Annotated in this window: 14 protein-coding genes; 12 read left to right on the forward strand and 2 right to left on the reverse strand. The window is 62.1% G+C overall.

The window, feature by feature from the left end:
* The first annotated feature begins 46 nt into the window (after positions 1-46).
* The 10 genes from gap (at position 47) to BLW50_RS23845 (ending at position 9,974) form a co-directional block, all read left to right on the forward strand.
* A complete protein-coding gene (gap, locus tag BLW50_RS23800) occupies positions 47-1,054 on the forward strand; it encodes a type I glyceraldehyde-3-phosphate dehydrogenase (RefSeq protein WP_090707353.1) in 1,008 nt (335 codons plus the stop codon).
* Positions 1,055-1,109: 55 nt separating this feature from the next.
* Positions 1,110-2,309 carry a phosphoglycerate kinase gene (locus BLW50_RS23805; protein WP_090709613.1) on the forward strand — a complete coding sequence of 400 codons (1,200 nt, stop codon included), beginning with the start codon at positions 1,110-1,112 and terminating at the stop codon, positions 2,307-2,309.
* 57 nt (positions 2,310-2,366) lie between these two features.
* The gene (gene fba, locus BLW50_RS23810) at positions 2,367-3,431 is read left to right on the forward strand and encodes a class II fructose-bisphosphate aldolase (protein ID WP_090707354.1); all 1,065 of its coding nucleotides are present in this window, start codon (positions 2,367-2,369) and stop codon (positions 3,429-3,431) included.
* A 123-nt stretch (positions 3,432-3,554) separates the two neighbouring features.
* On the forward strand, positions 3,555-4,007 hold the full coding sequence (locus BLW50_RS23815) for a MarR family winged helix-turn-helix transcriptional regulator (RefSeq protein ID WP_090707355.1): 453 nt from the start codon (positions 3,555-3,557) through the stop codon (positions 4,005-4,007).
* Between the two features lie 94 nt (positions 4,008-4,101).
* Positions 4,102-4,770 (forward strand): thiamine phosphate synthase, encoded by a 669-nt coding sequence (locus BLW50_RS23820; protein WP_090707356.1) that lies wholly within the window; start codon positions 4,102-4,104, stop codon positions 4,768-4,770.
* A gap of 2 nt (positions 4,771-4,772) precedes the next feature.
* The gene (locus tag BLW50_RS23825; RefSeq protein ID WP_090707357.1) at positions 4,773-5,768 is read left to right on the forward strand and encodes a tetratricopeptide repeat protein; all 996 of its coding nucleotides are present in this window, start codon (positions 4,773-4,775) and stop codon (positions 5,766-5,768) included.
* A 134-nt stretch (positions 5,769-5,902) separates the two neighbouring features.
* Positions 5,903-6,694, forward strand: a complete 792-nt coding sequence (locus tag BLW50_RS23830; RefSeq protein WP_090707358.1) for an inositol monophosphatase family protein — start codon at positions 5,903-5,905, stop codon at positions 6,692-6,694.
* A gap of 250 nt (positions 6,695-6,944) precedes the next feature.
* Positions 6,945-7,898: a flagellar motor protein MotA gene (locus tag BLW50_RS23835; protein ID WP_090707359.1), complete on the forward strand. Its 954-nt coding sequence runs from the start codon at positions 6,945-6,947 to the stop codon at positions 7,896-7,898.
* Positions 7,898-8,923: a peptidoglycan -binding protein gene (locus tag BLW50_RS23840; RefSeq protein ID WP_090707360.1), complete on the forward strand. Its 1,026-nt coding sequence runs from the start codon at positions 7,898-7,900 to the stop codon at positions 8,921-8,923. The genes BLW50_RS23835 and BLW50_RS23840 overlap by 1 nt, the downstream gene beginning before the upstream one ends.
* A gap of 25 nt (positions 8,924-8,948) precedes the next feature.
* Positions 8,949-9,974: a Bug family tripartite tricarboxylate transporter substrate binding protein gene (locus tag BLW50_RS23845; protein ID WP_090707361.1), complete on the forward strand. Its 1,026-nt coding sequence runs from the start codon at positions 8,949-8,951 to the stop codon at positions 9,972-9,974.
* Between the two features lie 73 nt (positions 9,975-10,047).
* Here BLW50_RS23845 and BLW50_RS23850 read toward each other — a convergent pair whose 3' ends face one another.
* On the reverse strand, positions 10,048-11,970 hold the full coding sequence (locus tag BLW50_RS23850) for a L,D-transpeptidase family protein (RefSeq protein WP_244544367.1): 1,923 nt from the start codon (positions 11,968-11,970) through the stop codon (positions 10,048-10,050).
* Positions 11,971-12,132: 162 nt separating this feature from the next.
* Positions 12,133-13,617, reverse strand: a complete 1,485-nt coding sequence (locus BLW50_RS23855) for a sigma-54-dependent transcriptional regulator (protein ID WP_090707363.1) — start codon at positions 13,615-13,617, stop codon at positions 12,133-12,135.
* Between the two features lie 197 nt (positions 13,618-13,814).
* On the opposite strand from BLW50_RS23855, the gene BLW50_RS23860 reads away from it, so the two are divergent.
* Positions 13,815-14,927 carry a DUF2252 family protein gene (locus BLW50_RS23860; protein ID WP_090707364.1) on the forward strand — a complete coding sequence of 371 codons (1,113 nt, stop codon included), beginning with the start codon at positions 13,815-13,817 and terminating at the stop codon, positions 14,925-14,927.
* A gap of 136 nt (positions 14,928-15,063) precedes the next feature.
* Complete coding sequence (locus BLW50_RS23865) at positions 15,064-17,412, forward strand: bifunctional salicylyl-CoA 5-hydroxylase/oxidoreductase (RefSeq protein ID WP_090707365.1); 2,349 nt, start codon at positions 15,064-15,066, stop codon at positions 17,410-17,412.
* Positions 17,413-17,431 lie beyond the last annotated feature (19 nt).

Consider the following 17,431-nt stretch of genomic DNA (forward strand, 5'->3'; position numbering starts at 1 on the left):
GCAAACAGGGTCAGGCCGTCGTAGCAGAGGATTGGAGAAAAACTTCATGGCAGTCAGGGTTTCGATCAATGGGTTCGGTCGCATCGGCCGTCTCGCCCTTCGTGCGATCATCGAAGCCGGCCGGAAGGATATCGAAGTCGTCGCGGTAAATGGCACGGCCCCGGTTGAGACCCTCGTCCACCTGTTGAAATACGACAGTGTCCACGGCCGCTTTCCCGGTCCTATTACCTATACCAAGGATACGATCGACGCCGGCCATGGGCCGATGAAGCTCACCATGGAGCGCGATCCCTCGAAACTGCCGCACAAGGACATGGGCATCGACATCGTCCTCGAATGCACCGGCAAGTTCACCAAGAAATCGACCGCCATCGCCCATATTGAGTCCGGCGCCAAGCGGGTGCTGGTGTCGTCGCCGTGCGATGATGCCGATCTGACCGTCGTCTATGGCGTCAATCACGACAAATTGACGAAGGACCACATCGTCGTTTCGAATGCGTCGTGCACGACGAACTGCCTGGCGCCCGTGGCCAAGGTGCTGAACGATACGATCGGCATCGAGCATGGCTTTATGACGACGATCCATGCCTATACCGGCGACCAGCCGACCCATGACTCGACGCATAAGGATCTCTATCGCGCCCGCGCCGCCGCGCTGTCGCTGATCCCGACCAAGACCGGTGCTGCCAAGGCCGTGGGCCTCGTGCTGCCGGAGCTCGCCGGCAAGCTCGATGGTTCTTCGATCCGCGTGCCGACGCCGAATGTTTCGGTTGTCGATCTAAAATTCACCGCCAAGCGGGCGACGACGAAGGAGGAGATCAACGACATTGTCCGTCGTGCCGCCTCCCAGCAGTTGAAGGGCATCCTCGGCTACACGGATGATCCGAACGTCTCCGTCGACTTCAATCACGATAGTCATTCTGCGGTCTTCCATACCATGGAGACGAAGGTCATTGACGGAACATTCGTGCGCGTACTGAGTTGGTACGACAACGAATGGGGCTTCTCATGCCGCCTGATTGATACCGCCGTCGCCATGGGTAAGCTGGTTTGATCCGATGCAGATCGCCGCGCTGAAATCTGATCAAGGAACCAGCCAGGACCTGACGATGGCGAAATTCCGTACTTTGGATGACGTCGATGTGACGGGTAAGCGCGTGTTGCTGCGCGTCGATCTCAATCTGCCCGTCGAGAGTGGCCGCGTCACCGACACGACCCGTCTTGAGCGCATCATTCCGACGATGAAGGAAATCATCAGTCGTGGTGGCCGATTGATCCTGCTGTCGCATTTCGGTCGGCCTAAGAATGGTCCCGATGAAGATTGTTCGTTGAAGCCGCTCGCCGCGGCCGTGTCCGAACATCTCGACTGGCCCGTTTCTTTCGCCTTCGATTGCATCGGCTCCGAAGCGCAGGAAGCGGTTGGGCAGATGAAGGACGGCGATGTCCTGCTCTTGGAAAACACGCGCTTCCATGCCGGCGAGGAAAAGAACGACCCGGTCTTCGTCGCCGAACTGGCGCGCCTGGGTGATATCTATGTCAACGATGGTTTCTCGGTAGCGCACCGCGCCCACGCTTCGACCGAAGGCCTGGCGCATGTGTTGCCGTCTGCGGCCGGGCGCAGCATGCAGGCTGAGCTCGACGCTTTGACCCATGCGCTCGACGAGCCGGAGCGGCCTCTTGCCGCCATCGTCGGTGGCGCCAAGGTGTCGAGCAAGCTGGAATTGCTCGGCAGCCTGATGAAGAAGGTCGAATATCTGATCATCGGCGGCGCCATGGCCAATACGTTCTTTGCCGCGCAAGGCAAGAAGGTCGGCAAGTCCCTGGTCGAGCGCAATATGATCGAGACCGCCTCGCAGATTCTCGCCAAGGCGCGTGAAGCTCATTGCACGATCGTGCTGCCAATAGACGTGGTGGTGGCGCATGAATTCAAAGCGCATGCGCCTTCGCGCGTTGCTACAGTTGACGATGTGCATGATGACGAAATGATCCTCGACATCGGCCCGGCCTCGATCGACGCGATCGACAAGCTGTTGTCGGATGTGAAGACGCTGGTCTGGAATGGCCCGTTCGGGGCGTTCGAAATCAGCCCGTTCGATACGGGGACCAATGCCGTGGCGCAGTTCGCCGCGCAGCGTACCGCCGATGGCGAGCTGCTGACGGTAGCTGGCGGCGGCGATACGGTCTCCGCGCTGAACCAGGCAGGCGTCGGCGATAAATTCAGTTATATTTCCACAGCGGGTGGTGCGTTTCTCGAATGGCTGGAGGGCAAGGCCCTGCCCGGCGTCGAGGTCTTGCGCGCCCGCAGCTAATCTCGCAGTTTATATCGGCGCGTCTCATGACGCGCATTTGTCTATCGGAGCGTTTCCATGGCCCGCATCACCCTCAGGCAGCTTCTCGACCATGCCGCCGAGCACGACTATGGCGTGCCGGCATTCAATATCAACAATATGGAGCAGGCGCTGGCGATCATGACGGCGGCGAACGCGACCAACGCGCCTGTCATCATCCAGGCGTCGCGCGGCGCGCGTGCCTATGCCAACGACATCATGCTCCGCCATATGATGGATGCGGTCGTTGAGATGTATCCGCATATTCCGGTCTGCGTGCATCTCGATCACGGCAATGAGCCGGCGACCTGCGTGACGGCCATGCAGGCCGGCTTTACCTCGGTGATGATGGACGGCTCGTTGAAGGCCGACGGCAAGACGCCGGCCGATTGGGATTACAATGTCGGCGTCACCAACAAGGTCGTCGAGATGGCGCATCTGGGCGGTGTCTCGGTGGAGGGTGAACTCGGCGTGCTCGGCTCGCTTGAGACAGGCATGGGCGAGAAGGAAGACGGCCATGGGGCGGAAGGTAAGCTGTCGCATGACCAGCTGCTGACCAATCCGGAGGAGGCAGTGAAATTCGTCAAGGAGACGCAGGTCGACGCGCTCGCCATCGCCATGGGGACTTCGCATGGCGCTTACAAATTCTCGCGCAAGCCCGACGGCGCGGTGCTGGCCATGAATGTCATCGAGGATATCCATCGCCGGATGCCGCATGTGCATCTGGTCATGCACGGCTCCTCGTCGGTGCCGCAGGATCTGCAGGACATCATCAATGCCTATGGCGGGAAGATGCCGCAGACCTGGGGCGTGCCGGTCGAAGAAATTCAGCGCGGCATCAAGAACGGCGTGCGCAAGATCAATATCGACACCGACAACCGGATGGCGATCACCGGACAGGTCCGCAAGATCCTGGCCGAACACCCCGGCGAATTCGATCCGCGCAAGTATTTGAAGCCGGCTCTCGACGCGATGACCAAGCTTTGTAAAGATCGGCTGGAGCAGTTCAATACTGCTGGTAAGGCAGCTAAGCTGACGCCATTGCCAGTATCAGTTATGGCCAAACGTTATGCTTCGGGTGAGCTTAACCCGAAGTTTGCCTGACATAGACCTGACTGAAACCCGTCTCACAACGATATTTTTGTTGTTGGCGGGGAGTGTTACTACAGTATAATTCACCGCGTCCGGGAGACTCAGCCGGGCGGAACTGTTTGGTGAGGGTTAGGCATGCCGGTAGAAGGTTTGAATACGCCAGCGCTCAGCCGCGAGGACTACGAGAAGCTGGCCCGTTTTCGCCACGCTCTGCGTCAATTCACGGCGCTCAGCGACGCGATGCTGGAGCGCTCCAATCTTGGACCGCGCCGGTATCAGGCGATGCTGGCCATTAAAGCCCGCCGTGACGAAGAGCCGATTAGCGTCGGCGAACTCGCGCGTCTGCTGCTGATCCGCCCGAACACCGCCGCTGAACTGGTCAATCGGCTGGAAAATGCCAAGCTGATTGAGCGGGTGAAAGATCCGAAGGATCGGCGTCGTGCGCTTCTGGCTCTGACCGATCACGGCGCGCGCAAACTGGCGGAAGTGGCGCATTTCCATATCGAGAAGCTCGAGGAGAGCCGCGCGGCTTTTGTCGGTCTCTTCGACAGCGCCTCTGAGCTCGAAGCGGCGACCCTGGCGGAATAGCCGCGCTTTCGCCCCAATCGGCGCGGATGTCTGGCTACAGATGCGTGCTACCCTGGCACGCTTCCTGTGCATGTTCGATATCCGGTAGTTTTTCATGTCTGAGCCGAGTGAGCCGACCAGGCTGTATTTGTTGACGCCGCGCCGGCCCGTTGCCGGCGCGCTCAAGCCGTTGCTGGCTGCCGCGCTGGCCGGTGAGGGCATTGCCTGTGTGCGGATCGATGACAGCGGTGGTGATGCCGCAAATCTTCGGCAGGCGATCGCCGCCTGTCAGGCGGCAGGTGCCGCGGCGCTACTGTCGAATCCGGCAGCCCCTGGCGGGGCCGACGCCGATGGCGTTCACCTAGAACATCCCGATAATGATGACGATCAGGCGTTGTTCGACCTGGTGCGTCAGGCCCGCATCGCCCAAGGCGGCGCGGATGGTCAGGGCGGTATTGTCGGCGCCGGCGGTCTGCGTACGCGCCATCAGGCGATGAGCGCCGGCGAACTTGATGTCGATTACGTCATGTTCGGCGAACCAGGCGCCGATGATGATTTGCCCTCCGCCGACGCTGTTTTGGAGCGCGTGCGCTGGTGGGCGGAGATTTTCACCGTGCCGTGTGTCGCCTATGCCCGTTCCCTTGACGATGTGAAGGGGCTGGTGGAGGCCGGGGCTGATTTCATCGCCTTGCGCGAGGTTGTCTGGGACGATCCGCGCGGCCCGCGCGCGGTCATCGATGACGTCTTGGCGATGATGGCGGCCAATACCGCTGCGGTGTCGTGACCATGCGCGCACTGCCTCTTATCGCGGCCCTGGTGGCCTTTTCCGGCGTTGCCGTGGCGCAGGAGCGGTTTGATCCGCCGTTCGATTCGTCGCGCCGGCCGGTGGCCTTGCCCGACCCGACAAAACTGCCGAGCTCCGCGCCGGCGCCGGCCGAACCCTATATCAAGGTGCCGGTCGACCTTGCCTTCGGCGCCTATCAGCGCGGCCTCTATGTCACGGCCATGCAGGAGGCGATGAAGCGGCTGGAAGCCAATGGCAATGACGCGGCGGCCATGGCCCTGGTGGCGGAACTTTACCGCGACGGCCTGGCGGTGAAGCAGAGCCAGGAAGAGGCCAATCGATGGTATCGGCTGGCCGCCGACCGTGGTGATTCCCAGGCGCAATTCGCGCTCGGCCTCGCCTATCTCGAAGGCCGGGGCGTGAAGGCCGATCCGCAGGAAGCGCGCGCGCTGTTCGAGAAGGCGGCGGCGAAGAACCAGTCCGAGGCCCTCTACAACCTTGCCGTCATGTCGATGCAGGGGCAGATTCAGGATTTCCGCAAGGCGGCGGACCTGTTCCGCAGGTCCATGGAGGCGGGCAATATCGAGGCGATCTACGCCCTCTCCATGCTCTACAAGGACGGTTCGGGCGTGCCGCAGGATCGCGCCATGGCGACGCAATTGCTGCGCCGGGCCGCCGACGAAAAGCTCGTTCCGGCCATGGTCGACTATGCCATCGCCCTGTTCAACGGCACCGGCACCGAGAAAAACGAGGAAGAAGCGGCCAAATATTTCATCCGGGCGGCTTCCCTTAACAATCCGGTGGCGCAGAACCGGCTGGCGCGGCTTTACGTGGTCGGGCGCGGCGTCAAGCCGGATCTGGTCGAAGCGATGAAATGGCACGTGCTGGCGCGGGCGAATGGTTTGCCGGACGATTGGCTCGAGGAAAAGCTCCGGACCCTGTCCCAGGGCCAGAAAACGGCCGTGGAAGAGGCGATCCAGCGTTTCCTTGGCAAATGATTTCTGGCAAATGACTTGACCTGACCCGGTGGCGCGGGCAGACATCGGCCTCTTCTGACCATCTCAGCCCGTCGCCGGGCAGGCCGTAGCCGGCCAAAACCCCTTAACCACACCTTGATCGGCGTTTTCTCGATATGATCCGCTCCGCTTTGATGAATGTGATGACCGCCGCCGCCGTGAAGGCGGGCCGCGGCCTCAAACGCGATTTTGGCGAAGTCGAGAACCTGCAGGTCTCGGTGAAGGGCCCCGGGGATTTCGTCACCGCCGCCGATCGAAAGGCCGAACGGATACTGCGGGACGAGTTGGCCAAGGCGCGGCCGGGCTACAGCTTCCTGATGGAAGAGTCCGGCGAGATCATCGGCAGCGACACGACACACCGCTGGATCATCGATCCGCTCGACGGCACGACCAATTTCCTGCATGGCCTGCCGCTGTTCGCCATTTCCGTGGCGCTGGAGCGCGAGGGCCAGCTCGTCGCCGGCCTCGTCTACAATCCGATCACCGACGATATGTTCGTCGCCGAAAAGGGCCAGGGCGCCTGGTACAACAACCGCCGCCTGCGGGTCGCCGCCCGGTCCGACATTTCCGAGGCCCTGATGGGCACGGGGATTCCGCATCTCGGCAAGGCTGAGGCGCATCCGAAGTTCAAGGCGGAACTGTCGTCCGTGATGGCGCGCGTGCACAACGTCCGCCGGCTGGGCGCCGCCGCGCTCGACCTCGCCTTTGTCGCCGCTGGCCGGCTCGACGGCTTCTGGGAGCGCAATCTGCAAGCGTGGGACATCGCGGCCGGGATCGTGCTGGTGCGTGAAGCCGGCGGTTTCCTGACCGATGCGGATGGCGGCAGCGACATGCTGGGCAAAGGTTCCATCTGCGCCGGCAACGAGTTCATGCAGCGGCAGCTTCTGGGCCTGATCAACAAGGCCTAACTTTCCGAAATCTAAAGCAAATCGCGTTTCGAGAAGCGCGATTTCGCCTGGCATCTCTGTTTTGACGCGTTTTGCAGTGTTTGATGGTTCCATCAAACCGCACATGCTCTTGCCGCACTTTCGCCGCGACGACACAAACTGATGGCTCTATCATCACCGTGGGCTTGATCGGACGCGGTTTCTGACGTTCTCTGACACGTCTGTGGGGCGCCTTGCGATTCCCGACGCGTCGTCTGGAGGATGGAGACATATGGCGACCGAGAACGACACGCGTAAACTGTCCGCGCCCAGCATTTACCTGCTGCGCATGATCGTTTTCCTGGCGCTCGTCGGTTTCGTCGCGCTGATCCTCTATCGTCAAATTTTATCGGCCTTCATGGCCAATCCAGGGCTCAACGCACTGATCCTGGGCGTGCTCGCCATTGGCATCGTGCTGACGATCCGCCAGGCTTGGCGGCTGCGGCGCGAGGTGCGCTGGGTCAATGCCTATCAGACCGGCAACGCGGCGCAGGCGCGCCCGCCCGTGCTGCTGGCGCCGATGGCGAAAATGATCGGTGGTAAAGATCATTCCTTGCCGATCACCACCCAGATGCTGCGCGTCATTCTTGATTCAGTCGGTGCACGCCTTGATGAATCGCGTGAGATTGCCCGTTATCTCACCGGCCTCCTGGTGTTTCTCGGCCTGCTCGGCACGTTCTGGGGGCTGCTCGAAACCGTCGGTTCCATTGGCAATGTCATCAAGTCGATGCAGGGCGGCAGCGATGCGACCTTGATGTTCGACGAATTGAAGAATGGTCTGTCGGCGCCGATCGCCGGCATGTCGATCTCCTTCACTTCGTCGCTGTTCGGCCTTGCCGGTTCGCTTGTCCTCGGCTTTCTCGATCTGCAGGGCGGCCAGGCGCAGAACCGCTTCTATACGGAGCTTGAAGATTCTCTTTCGGCTAGTGCGGGTGACGGGACGGCGCAGGCGATGGCCGGCCTGCCGCCCGATCTCGCGGCGTCGCTCGCCAAACTGGGTGATCCCGCCGGTTCGCGCGCGGCCACCGCTGCCATGGCCAATCTGGCCGAAGGCATCCAAGGGCTCGTCAAGCATATGCGTGGCGAGCAGCAGATGATCCGCGACTGGGTGGAAGCGCAGGCCGAACAGCAGCGCGAGATCAAGAAACTGCTCGAGCGGCTGTCGTCGGAGCCGGAGCGCCACTGATGGCTTACCTCCGCTCGCGCCGTCGCGGCGGCTTTGATTACTGGCCCGGTTTCGTCGACGCGCTGTCGACGATGCTCCTGGCCATCATCTTCCTTCTGTCGGTGTTCATGCTGGGCCAGTACTTCCTGTCGCGCGAAGTGACGGGCAAGGACAATGCGCTCGTCAAATTGAATCGGCAGATCGAGGAGCTGACGTCGTTGCTGGCGCTGGAGCGAGCGGGGCGTGTCGATGCGCAGGCCAATCTCAACACTCTGACGGCGACGCTCGACACGGCGCAACGCGAGCGTGCCCGCTTGCAGGGCTTGCTCGATGCCGGCGCGGCCAATGCGGGAACGACCGGCGATGCGGCGGCCAGCGCGCAACAGGCGCTTGATGCCGAGCGGCAGCTTTCGGCGCGCGCGGCGGCGCAGGTCGATATTCTCAATCAGCAGATCGCGGCCCTGCGTCGGCAATTGTCGGCGCTGGAGGACGCGCTCAATGCGTCGGAACAACGCGATCGCGACTCGCAGGCGCGCATCGCTGATCTGGGGTCGCGTCTCAATGTGGCCCTGGCGCAGAAGGTGCAGGAACTGGCGCGCTACCGTTCCGACTTCTTCGGCCGGCTGAAAGAGATCTTGGGCAATCGGCCGGGCATCCGCACGGTCGGCGACCGTTTCGTTTTCGAATCGGAAGTGCTGTTCGATACGGGCAAGGCGGAGATCAGTCCGCAGGGCCATGCCGAACTGGACAAGCTGGCGACGGCGATGGCTGATCTTGAACGTGAGATCCCGCCGGAACTGCCGTGGGTGATGCGGGTCGATGGCCATACCGACAAACGGCCGATCAGCGGTGGCGCTTACAAATCGAACTGGGATCTATCGGCCAGTCGCGCCATTGCCGTCGTGCAATATCTGGTCAGCAAGGGCGTGTCGCCGCAACGGTTGGCGGCCGCGGGCTTTGGTGAATTCCAGCCCATCGATCCAGGCGACAGCGAGGAGGCGCTGCGCCGTAACCGCCGTATCGAACTGAAACTGACCGACAGATAACAAAAAGATCAATTGGGGAGGGTGCATGATCGCGCGTTCAGGCGTGAAAGTCGTTGTCGCATCATTGGCTGTGATCGCCTGTTGGCTGTCACCGCCGCGACCGGCGCAGGCGCAGGATTTTTATGCTGGCAAGACCATTCTGCTCTATGCCGGCCAGCCGCCGGGTGGCGGCATCGACAATGAAATGCGCTTGGTGGCGCAGTTTCTCAGCCGCTTCATTCCCGGCGAACCGCAGATTCAGCCGCGCAATATGCCGGGTGCCGGTGGTGTCACCCTGGGCAATTATCTCTATGCATCGACCACCGCCGATGGATTGACCTTGGGCATGCCAGGCCGCGCCGGTTTCGTGTTGGCGCCGATTGGCGATGACAAGATTGCGCGTTACGACGTGCGTCGCTTCACCTGGATCGGCAGCGCCGCCAGCACCAATTTCATCTTCTGGGCCCGCAACACATCCGGTCTCAAATCGGCCGCCGATCTGAAAACGTTGACGCGCGAGATCAATGTCGCGGGCTCTGGCGCGACCACCTCCAACTCGATCGTGCCGGAAATTCTGGCGCGCTATGAAAAGTTTCCGTTCAAAGTGGTGCGTGGCTATCCGGGCATGGCGCCCGCCGTTCTGTCACTTGAACGCGGCGAGACGGAAGCAATCTTCTCTGATCGCGCCAGCATACGCGCCGATATGATTGCCTCGGGGCTGGTGCTGCCGTTGTTTCAGACCTTCGAGACGGAGCCCGGCCTGCCGACGATCGATACATTGCTGAACGATCCGCGCGAACGCGAACTTGTTGGCCTGCTGACGACGCCGATGCGGCTGGGGCTGGCGTTGATCGGGCCACCCGGCCTGGCGCCGGCGCAGACGAAAACCCTGCGCGATGCCTATGGCCGCATGGTCCGCGACCCGGCCTATCAAGAAGAAGCGCGCCGCCGCAATTTCGATGTCGGGGCGCCCAATGATGGCGAGGCGCTGACGGCCTATTTGTCGAAGGTGATCTCGGGTTTATCGCCGGAGGTGATCGCCGAATACAAGTCTTTCGTCGAGCGGAATTAGAGTAGCAGCCTCTGTATCATCCCAGACGCACCGCAGGTGCGATCCAGGATGACACCAAGAGCCAGATTTGGCGTTACAACCCGAGCGCGGTCTGCACCTTGCGCGAATAGCCGTAAATGTCTTCGCGCAATTGCACCTTGCCGTCTTCATCGACGAAGGCGGTGAAATATTCGATGTGGATCGGAATCTGTTGCGGCAGATTCACCAGGCGCTCGTTACCGCCGACCATGGCGCGCACTTTCTGTTCGCTCCAGCCATTCTCTTTGCCCAGCACCACTTCGGCGAGGCGGAAGGGCTGGTCGACGCGGACGCAGCCGTGGCTGTAGGCGCGGCGCGCATTGGCGAACAGGCCGCGCGAGGGCGTGTCGTGCAGATAGACCGCATGTTCGTTGGGGAACATGAATTTGATGCGGCCGAGCGCATTGCGCTCGCCGGGCGGCTGGCGCACCACCAGCTGGCCACCGCGCGTTTGCGTCACTTCATAGCCGCGCCGCTGGAAATAGCTCGGATCCTTGGCATAGCCCGGCATCATCTCTTTCTTGATGATGGACACCGGCACGTTCCAATAGGGATTGACGATGAGGTGCTGCATCGCATGGGAGAACACCGGGGTCGGCGTTTGCGGCTTGCCGACGACCACGCGGGCGGTGTGAATGACTTCGCTGCCGCGCGTCACCTTCACCTGGTAGTCGGGGATGTTCACCTCGATGCGCGTCTCACCCATGTCGCGTGGCATCCAGCGCCAGAACTCCATGTTCGATAGCAGTTCTGCTTCAAGCCGCAGCGGCTCGCCGCCCGACAGTTTGGCGATGGTGCGCGACGTCAGCGTGTTGACGGCCGGGAGGCCGTTGGCGCGGTTGAAATCGGCGACGGCGCTGGCAACGCGCACGTCGTAGAGCATCGGATCGGTTTCGCTTTCGGCGTCGACACCGAGGCGGGCGCGCAGCAGCGGCACGCGCTGGTCCTTCATACCGACGCGCAAAACCGGGCCGGGGCCAATGCGTTGGCTGGCGATGGCTGGATGTTCGCGGCGCAGTTCGGCCAGCTTGGCGCGTAGCGCCCGATAGCCAGGCTGCGGCGGGTTGAATGCGGCCAGCTGTTCGCCGACGTCGCGTCCGTCTTGGACGCCGGCCGAAGCGAGCGTGGCGAGGATGGTGGCAACGTCGGGAATCTCGGGTTTGGCGGTGATCAGGCCGATGGTGCGCGGGTCGATGCGCGCGCCACGTGCCTGCAGGGCATAGGTCACCGCCGCCGTGGTCAGGGCCAGTTCGGTGGCCGCTGCCTGGTCATCATTGGCGATGGTCGGGACGCCGCGGAAATCGACGAGATCAAGTCCATCTTCGTTGGCCCGATCGAGGCGGGCGACGAGGCTCGCGCCGGCCTTGGTCAAGGCCTTGCCATCGGTCCACAGGGGGGCATTGTCGCGCGCCGCATAGAAGGCGGCGACAGCCTCGCGCTCGCGGCGCTGGGCTTTCGCCGTGCGGGCCGGCTCGGCTTCGACGAGGGCTGCGGCCGCCTGGCGGATACGTTCACGCAAGGCCAGTTCGTTGGCCAAGTTGCTGGCCAAGTCTTTGGCTTGTTCGTTGGCCTGCTGGTCAACCTGCGGCGGCGTCTGAGCTTGTTGCGGCTGGGGCTGCTGTTCCTGCGCTGGCTTTTCAGCGGCTTGTTTGTCTTCGGTCGGTTGAGCCGGCGCGGCGACGGTGGTCGTCGGCTCGGGGCCAAGATGGAGCGGTGCTTCAGGCGGCAGCTCGACGATGACCGGAAGTTCGGCCGGCGGAGCGCTGTGCGGTGTGGCCTGTGCTGCGGTCGGCGCTTGGACCGGCGCCTGCACATCGGCGCTCAAGGCCGCGTCTGGCGGCAGGGGCGCGCTCACGGCAACGTCGGGAACGGAGCCGGTCTCTTGCGCTTGGCTCGGTGCGATGGGGGCGCTGAAAACAAGGGTCGCGGCCAGCAGGGCCGTGCCGTGTAGCATTCTGGTTCTGATAGATTTCAGCATCGTCCCCGCCCGTGGTTACGGCACTGCCGCCGGCAGGCGGGCCGCAACGTGTAAGATTTACGTGACGATCCACATTATGCCTAGGCACGCGGCGTGGTCCGTGCGCGATCACACACGAGCGTTGCAGAAATCCCACGCTCGCGGCGGTGTCTTGCCTTGGTTTTAGGCGACTTCGTCGGTTTCCATGCCCTCGTTGGGATCGTTCAGCCCGTAGTCCTTCATCTTGCGATAAAGGGTTGAGCGACCGATGCCGAGGCGGCGGGCCATTTCCGACATTTGCCCGCGATAATGGGCGAGAGCGAATCGAATCGATTCGGCTTCCATGTCCTCGAGTCGGCGGACATTGCCGTTCTCGTCGAGCAGGCGCAGCACGTTGGGATCACGCACTTCGATGCGGACGATTTCCTTCTGCGTCGTCAGCGGGGCGGCGGCGGGCGCGGGGGGAATGCGGACGTCGAAGCCATCGACCTGCGCGGCGATCTGCGGAAACTCCGCCACGGTCAGTTCGTCGCCTTCCGCCAGAACCACGGCGCGGAAGACAGCGTTTTCAAGCTGGCGGACATTGCCCGGCCAGTTGTAGCGGGTCAGCAACGACACGGCCTCGGAACTCATCCCGCGTAGCTTGCGGCCTTCTTCTGCTGCAAAGCGCGCGGTGAAGCGGCGGGCGAGATCGGGGATGTCGTCGCGGCGCGAGCGCAGCGGCGGAATCGAGATCGGGAAGACGTTCAGGCGATAGTAGAGATCCTCGCGGAAGGCGCCGCGTTTCACCAATTCGATCAGGTTCTGATTGGTGGCCGAAATCAGCCGGATATCGACCTTGATCGAGCGTTTGCCGCCGACCGGATCGATCTCGCCCTCTTGCAGGGCGCGCAGCAGTTTCACCTGGGTTTCGAGCGGCAGTTCGCCGACCTCGTCCAGGAACAGGGTGCCGCCATTGGCTTCCAGGAATTTGCCGGTGTGCTTTTCAGTGGCGCCAGTGAAGGCGCCCTTCTCATGGCCGAAGAGAATGGACTCGACCAGATTTTCCGGCAGCGCGCCGCAGTTGACGGTGACGAAGGCTTTGCCGCGTCGATCGGAAGCACCTTGAATAGCGCGGGCGATCAGTTCCTTACCGACGCCGGACTCGCCTTCAATGAGGACGGGAATGGTGGATTTGGCGGCCCGTTCGCCGAGCCGGATGATGCGTTCCATTTCCGGCGAGCGGGTGGCGATGTCTTTCAGGCCCAACGTGCCGTTGGCCTTACGATTCATGCGCCGGATTTCGTCTTCCAGAGCATCGGCGCGCAGGGCGTTCTTGATCGAAATTTGCAGACGCTCGGCGCCGACCGGTTTGACGACGAAATCGACGGCGCCAGCGCGCATGGCCGAGATCACCGCTTCGATCGAGCCATGGGCGGTCTGCACGATGACGGGTGTGCTGATCTTGCGCTCGCGCAATTTGCCGAGCACGCCCATGCCGTCGAGATCAGGCATGACGAGATCGAGGATGACCATGGACAGCGCGGGTTTGTCCGTCGCTTCAAGGCGCGCCAGGGCGGCTTCGCCGCCGTCCACCGACTCAACCTCGTATCCAAATCGCCGCACCATCGCTTCGAGAAGACGGCGCTGCACCGGATCATCGTCTGCAATCAGTATAATAGAACTCATTTCGCCCCTGTGCGCTGGCTACGGCCGCCAACGTAGGCCACAGACTCGGTTATCATGGTAAAGAGGCCGTTAAAGGGCGTCCAAGAACGGGACGGTTCCCTCGGCTCACGATAGGACTCTACCTTGATGATGACAAGGCGGGACACTGCCTTGCATGGTTCCCGCCTTGGTCTGGCGGGCTCTTTTGGGGGCGCTGCATGGCTGACAAGCATATGAAACCCGTTGAAGTTCCACCATTCAAGCAATCGTCAAAGGCTTATGAAAGTTGGCTGCGCAAACGGGCGGGCAAAAATTTTGTCGCCGCCGACATGACGTGGAAACGCCAGAAAATCAGCGAGAACGCTTTTTCTTTTTTGCGCGGCACCTATTGGCGGTTCGCCGAGACGATCCTGATCGATGCGCCGGAACTCGCGGCCCTGCCGTCTATTCTCGCCGTCGGCGACATCCATCTTGAAAACTACGGCGCGTGGCGCGATGCCGACAGCCGCATGACCTGGGGCGTCAACGATTTCGATGAAGCCGCGATCATGCCCTATGCGCTCGATCTGGTGCGCCTGTCGCTCAGCGCGACATTGGCGCGCAAGGGCGAAACGCCGACGGCCAAGGATATCTGCGCCCGTGTTTTGAAAGGCTACAAGAGCGGCATCGCCGATCCGCAGCCGACGATTCTGGAACGCGAATGCGACAAGCTGCGTGAAGCGCTCTATCTGTCGCCGCTCGAACGACGCAAATATTGGGTGAAGATGCAGGCGGCCTGTTTCGACAAGCCGATCCCGGCAAGCCAGGTGCTGCCGAAACATCTCAAAGCGCTGCGCGCGGCCATGCCCGATCCGCAGATGAAGCTGCACTTTGCCCGGCGTGTTGCGGGCACCGGCAGTCTCGGCCGCCCGCGCTTCGTCGCCTGGGGCGAGTGGCGCGGCGGCATCGTGCTGCGCGAATCGAAAATGCTGTGCGCCTCGGCCTGGGGTTTCAGCGGCTCCCCGGAAGCCGCCATCATGAGCGGGCGGATTGCCGGCGGCGCTCATCGCGCCCCCGATCCGAATTATCATGTCACGGAGGCGATCGTCGTGCGTCGCCTCGGCCCCAACAGCCGCAAGATCGAGGCGAAGCGCTCGCCGGCGGAACTGCTCGATCTTGAATTGCTGGAGATGATGGGGCGCGAACTCGCCGCCTGCCACGCCGGTGACACGGCCCATGTGGGCGCGGTGCGCAAGGATGTGAAGAAACGCACGACCCGCTGGTTGCGTAAACAGGTGGCGGTCGCGGCGCGTCGCCTGCGCGCTGATTTCAAGTCGCTGCGCAAACAATAGGTTTGTCCTGAGAATGCAACCGATGTCACCGGGCTGCAGAATTCGCCCGGTCAGTCGCACGTTGCAGATGACAGCGCGGCGCTCGTTCGTAGGTTTCTGACCACTGGGGTTTTGGGACATCGCGACGAGGCCGGACATGAAGCCGCTCAAATTTGCCGTGGTCGGGGGTGGGCCTGGCGGGTTGTATTTTTCGATCTTGATGAAAAAGGCCAATCCTGCCTGCGACATCACGGTCTATGAGCGCAACCGGGCCGACGACACCTTTGGCTTCGGGGTGGTCTTTTCCGATGAAACGCTCGGCAATTTCGAGGCGAGGGACAAGGAAAGCTACGAGGCGATCACCAGTGCCTTCATCTATTGGGGGGAAATCGATACCCATGTGAAGGGGCAGGTGATCCGTTCGGATGGACATGGGTTCTGTGGCCTGGGGCGTCGGAAACTGCTGCTGATCCTTCAAGATCGCGCCCGTGACCTGGGCGTGAAGCTGAACTTCAGCGCCGACGTCACCGATCTCTCCACGCTGGCCGACGCCGACGTGATTGTCGCAGCTGACGGGATCAACAGTGCGATCCGGGAACGCTATCAGGAACATTTCCGCCCCGAAATCGACTGGCGTCATAACAAGTTCTGCTGGCTGGGAAGCACGAAGCCGCTGTCGGCATTCACTTTTGCCTTCCGCGAGAACGAACATGGCATCTGGATTCTCGGTGCCTATGGCTATGAAGCCGGCATGAGTACGTGGGTGCCGGAATGCGACGAGGCGACGTGGCTGCGGGCCGGGCTCGATCAGGCGAGCGAGGCGGAGACGGTCGCCTATCTGGAGAAACTGTTCGCTGATCTTCTGGATGGCCATCGCCTGCTGACCAATCGATCGATCTGGCGCAATTTTCCGATGATCAAGAACGAGCGGTGGTTCCACAAGAACATCGTTCTGCTCGGCGACGCTCTGCACACCGCGCATTATTCCATTGGCTCGGGCACGAAACTGGCGATGGAAGATGCGATCGCTTTGGCCGATGCCTTCGCGCATGGGGAGACCGTTCAGACGGCGCTTGAACATTTCGAGCGCACCCGTCGCGAAGACGTCGAGAAGACGCAGCACGCGGCCGATGTCAGTCTGACCTGGTTCGAGAAGCCAGAGCGCTTCTGGAAACTCGAGCCGATGCAGATGGCGTTCAGCCTACTGTCGCGTTCGAAGCAGATTACCTATGAAAACCTGAAACGTCGCGACGGCGCCTTTGTCGCCAAGGTCGATCAATGGTGGGGCGAAAAAGTGCGCCGCGAGCAAGGAGTTGATATCGCGCCGGATCGTTCGCCACCACCGATGTTCACGCCGTTTCGTCTGCGTGACATGGCCATCGACAATCGCGTCGTTGTCTCGCCGATGAATATGTACAGCGCCGAGCCTGGCGGCGTGCCGGGCGATTTCCATCTGGCGCATCTTGGGCGGCTGGCGATGGGGGGCGCCGGCTTGGTCTTTGCCGAGATGACCTCGGTATCGGAAGAGGCGCGGATCACGCCGGCCTGCCCGGGGCTCTATAACGACGTGCAGCTCGCCGCCTGGCGGCGCATCTGCGATTTCGTGCACCGGCAGAGCCACGCCAAGTTCTGTCTGCAGATCGGCCATGCCGGGCGCAAAGGCTCGACGCGGCTGGCCTGGGAGGGCATGGACTTGCCGCTGCGCGGCGACGGCAATTGGCCGATCGTGTCCGCTTCGCCACTGAAGTTCAGGAAGGAAAGCCAGGAGCCGACCGAGATCAGCCGCGCTGAAATGACGGAGGTCCGGCAGGCTTTCGTGCGCGCGGCGCGTCTGGCGCAGGCAGCCGGTTTCGATATGCTCGAACTGCATATGGCTCACGGCTATCTGCTTTCGAGTTTTATCTCGCCTCTGAGCAATCAGCGCGTGGATGAATATGGCGGCAGCCCGGAGAAGCGTATGCGCTTCCCCCTTGAAGTGTTCGATGCCGTGCGCGAGGTCTGGGCCGACAAACCACTTTCCGTTCGCATCTCGGCGACCGATTGGGTGGCGGGCCGTGGTCTTGATATCGACGACGCGATTGAGATCGCCCGCCTGTTGAAGGGCCGTGGCGTCGATATTCTCGATGTCTCGGCGGGGCAGACCTCGATGGAGGCGAAGCCGGTCTATGGCCGTATGTTCCAGACGCCATTTTCCGATGCGATCCGCAGCGAGGTCGATATTCCCACCATCACCGTCGGCAATATCACCACGCCCGATCAGGTGAACACCATCGTCGCGGCGGGGCGCGCCGATCTGGTGGCCCTGGCGCGTCCGCATCTGGTCGATCCGCAGTTCACCCTGCGCGCGGCGGCCCATTATGGCTATGACGCGCAGGTCTGGCCGAAGCCCTATCTCGCCGGCAAGGAGCAGGCGATGCGGCTGTTTGAGCGCAGCAATGCCGAGGATGAGCAATTACGGGCGTCAGCGCGGATCAAGCCGTCAGCGGTGCGCCAGGCGGCGGAATGAGGTGCGATTGATTTGAGGG

The sequence above is a fragment of the Beijerinckia sp. 28-YEA-48 genome (assembly GCF_900104955.1).
Lineage (GTDB): Bacteria > Pseudomonadota > Alphaproteobacteria > Rhizobiales > Beijerinckiaceae > Terripilifer.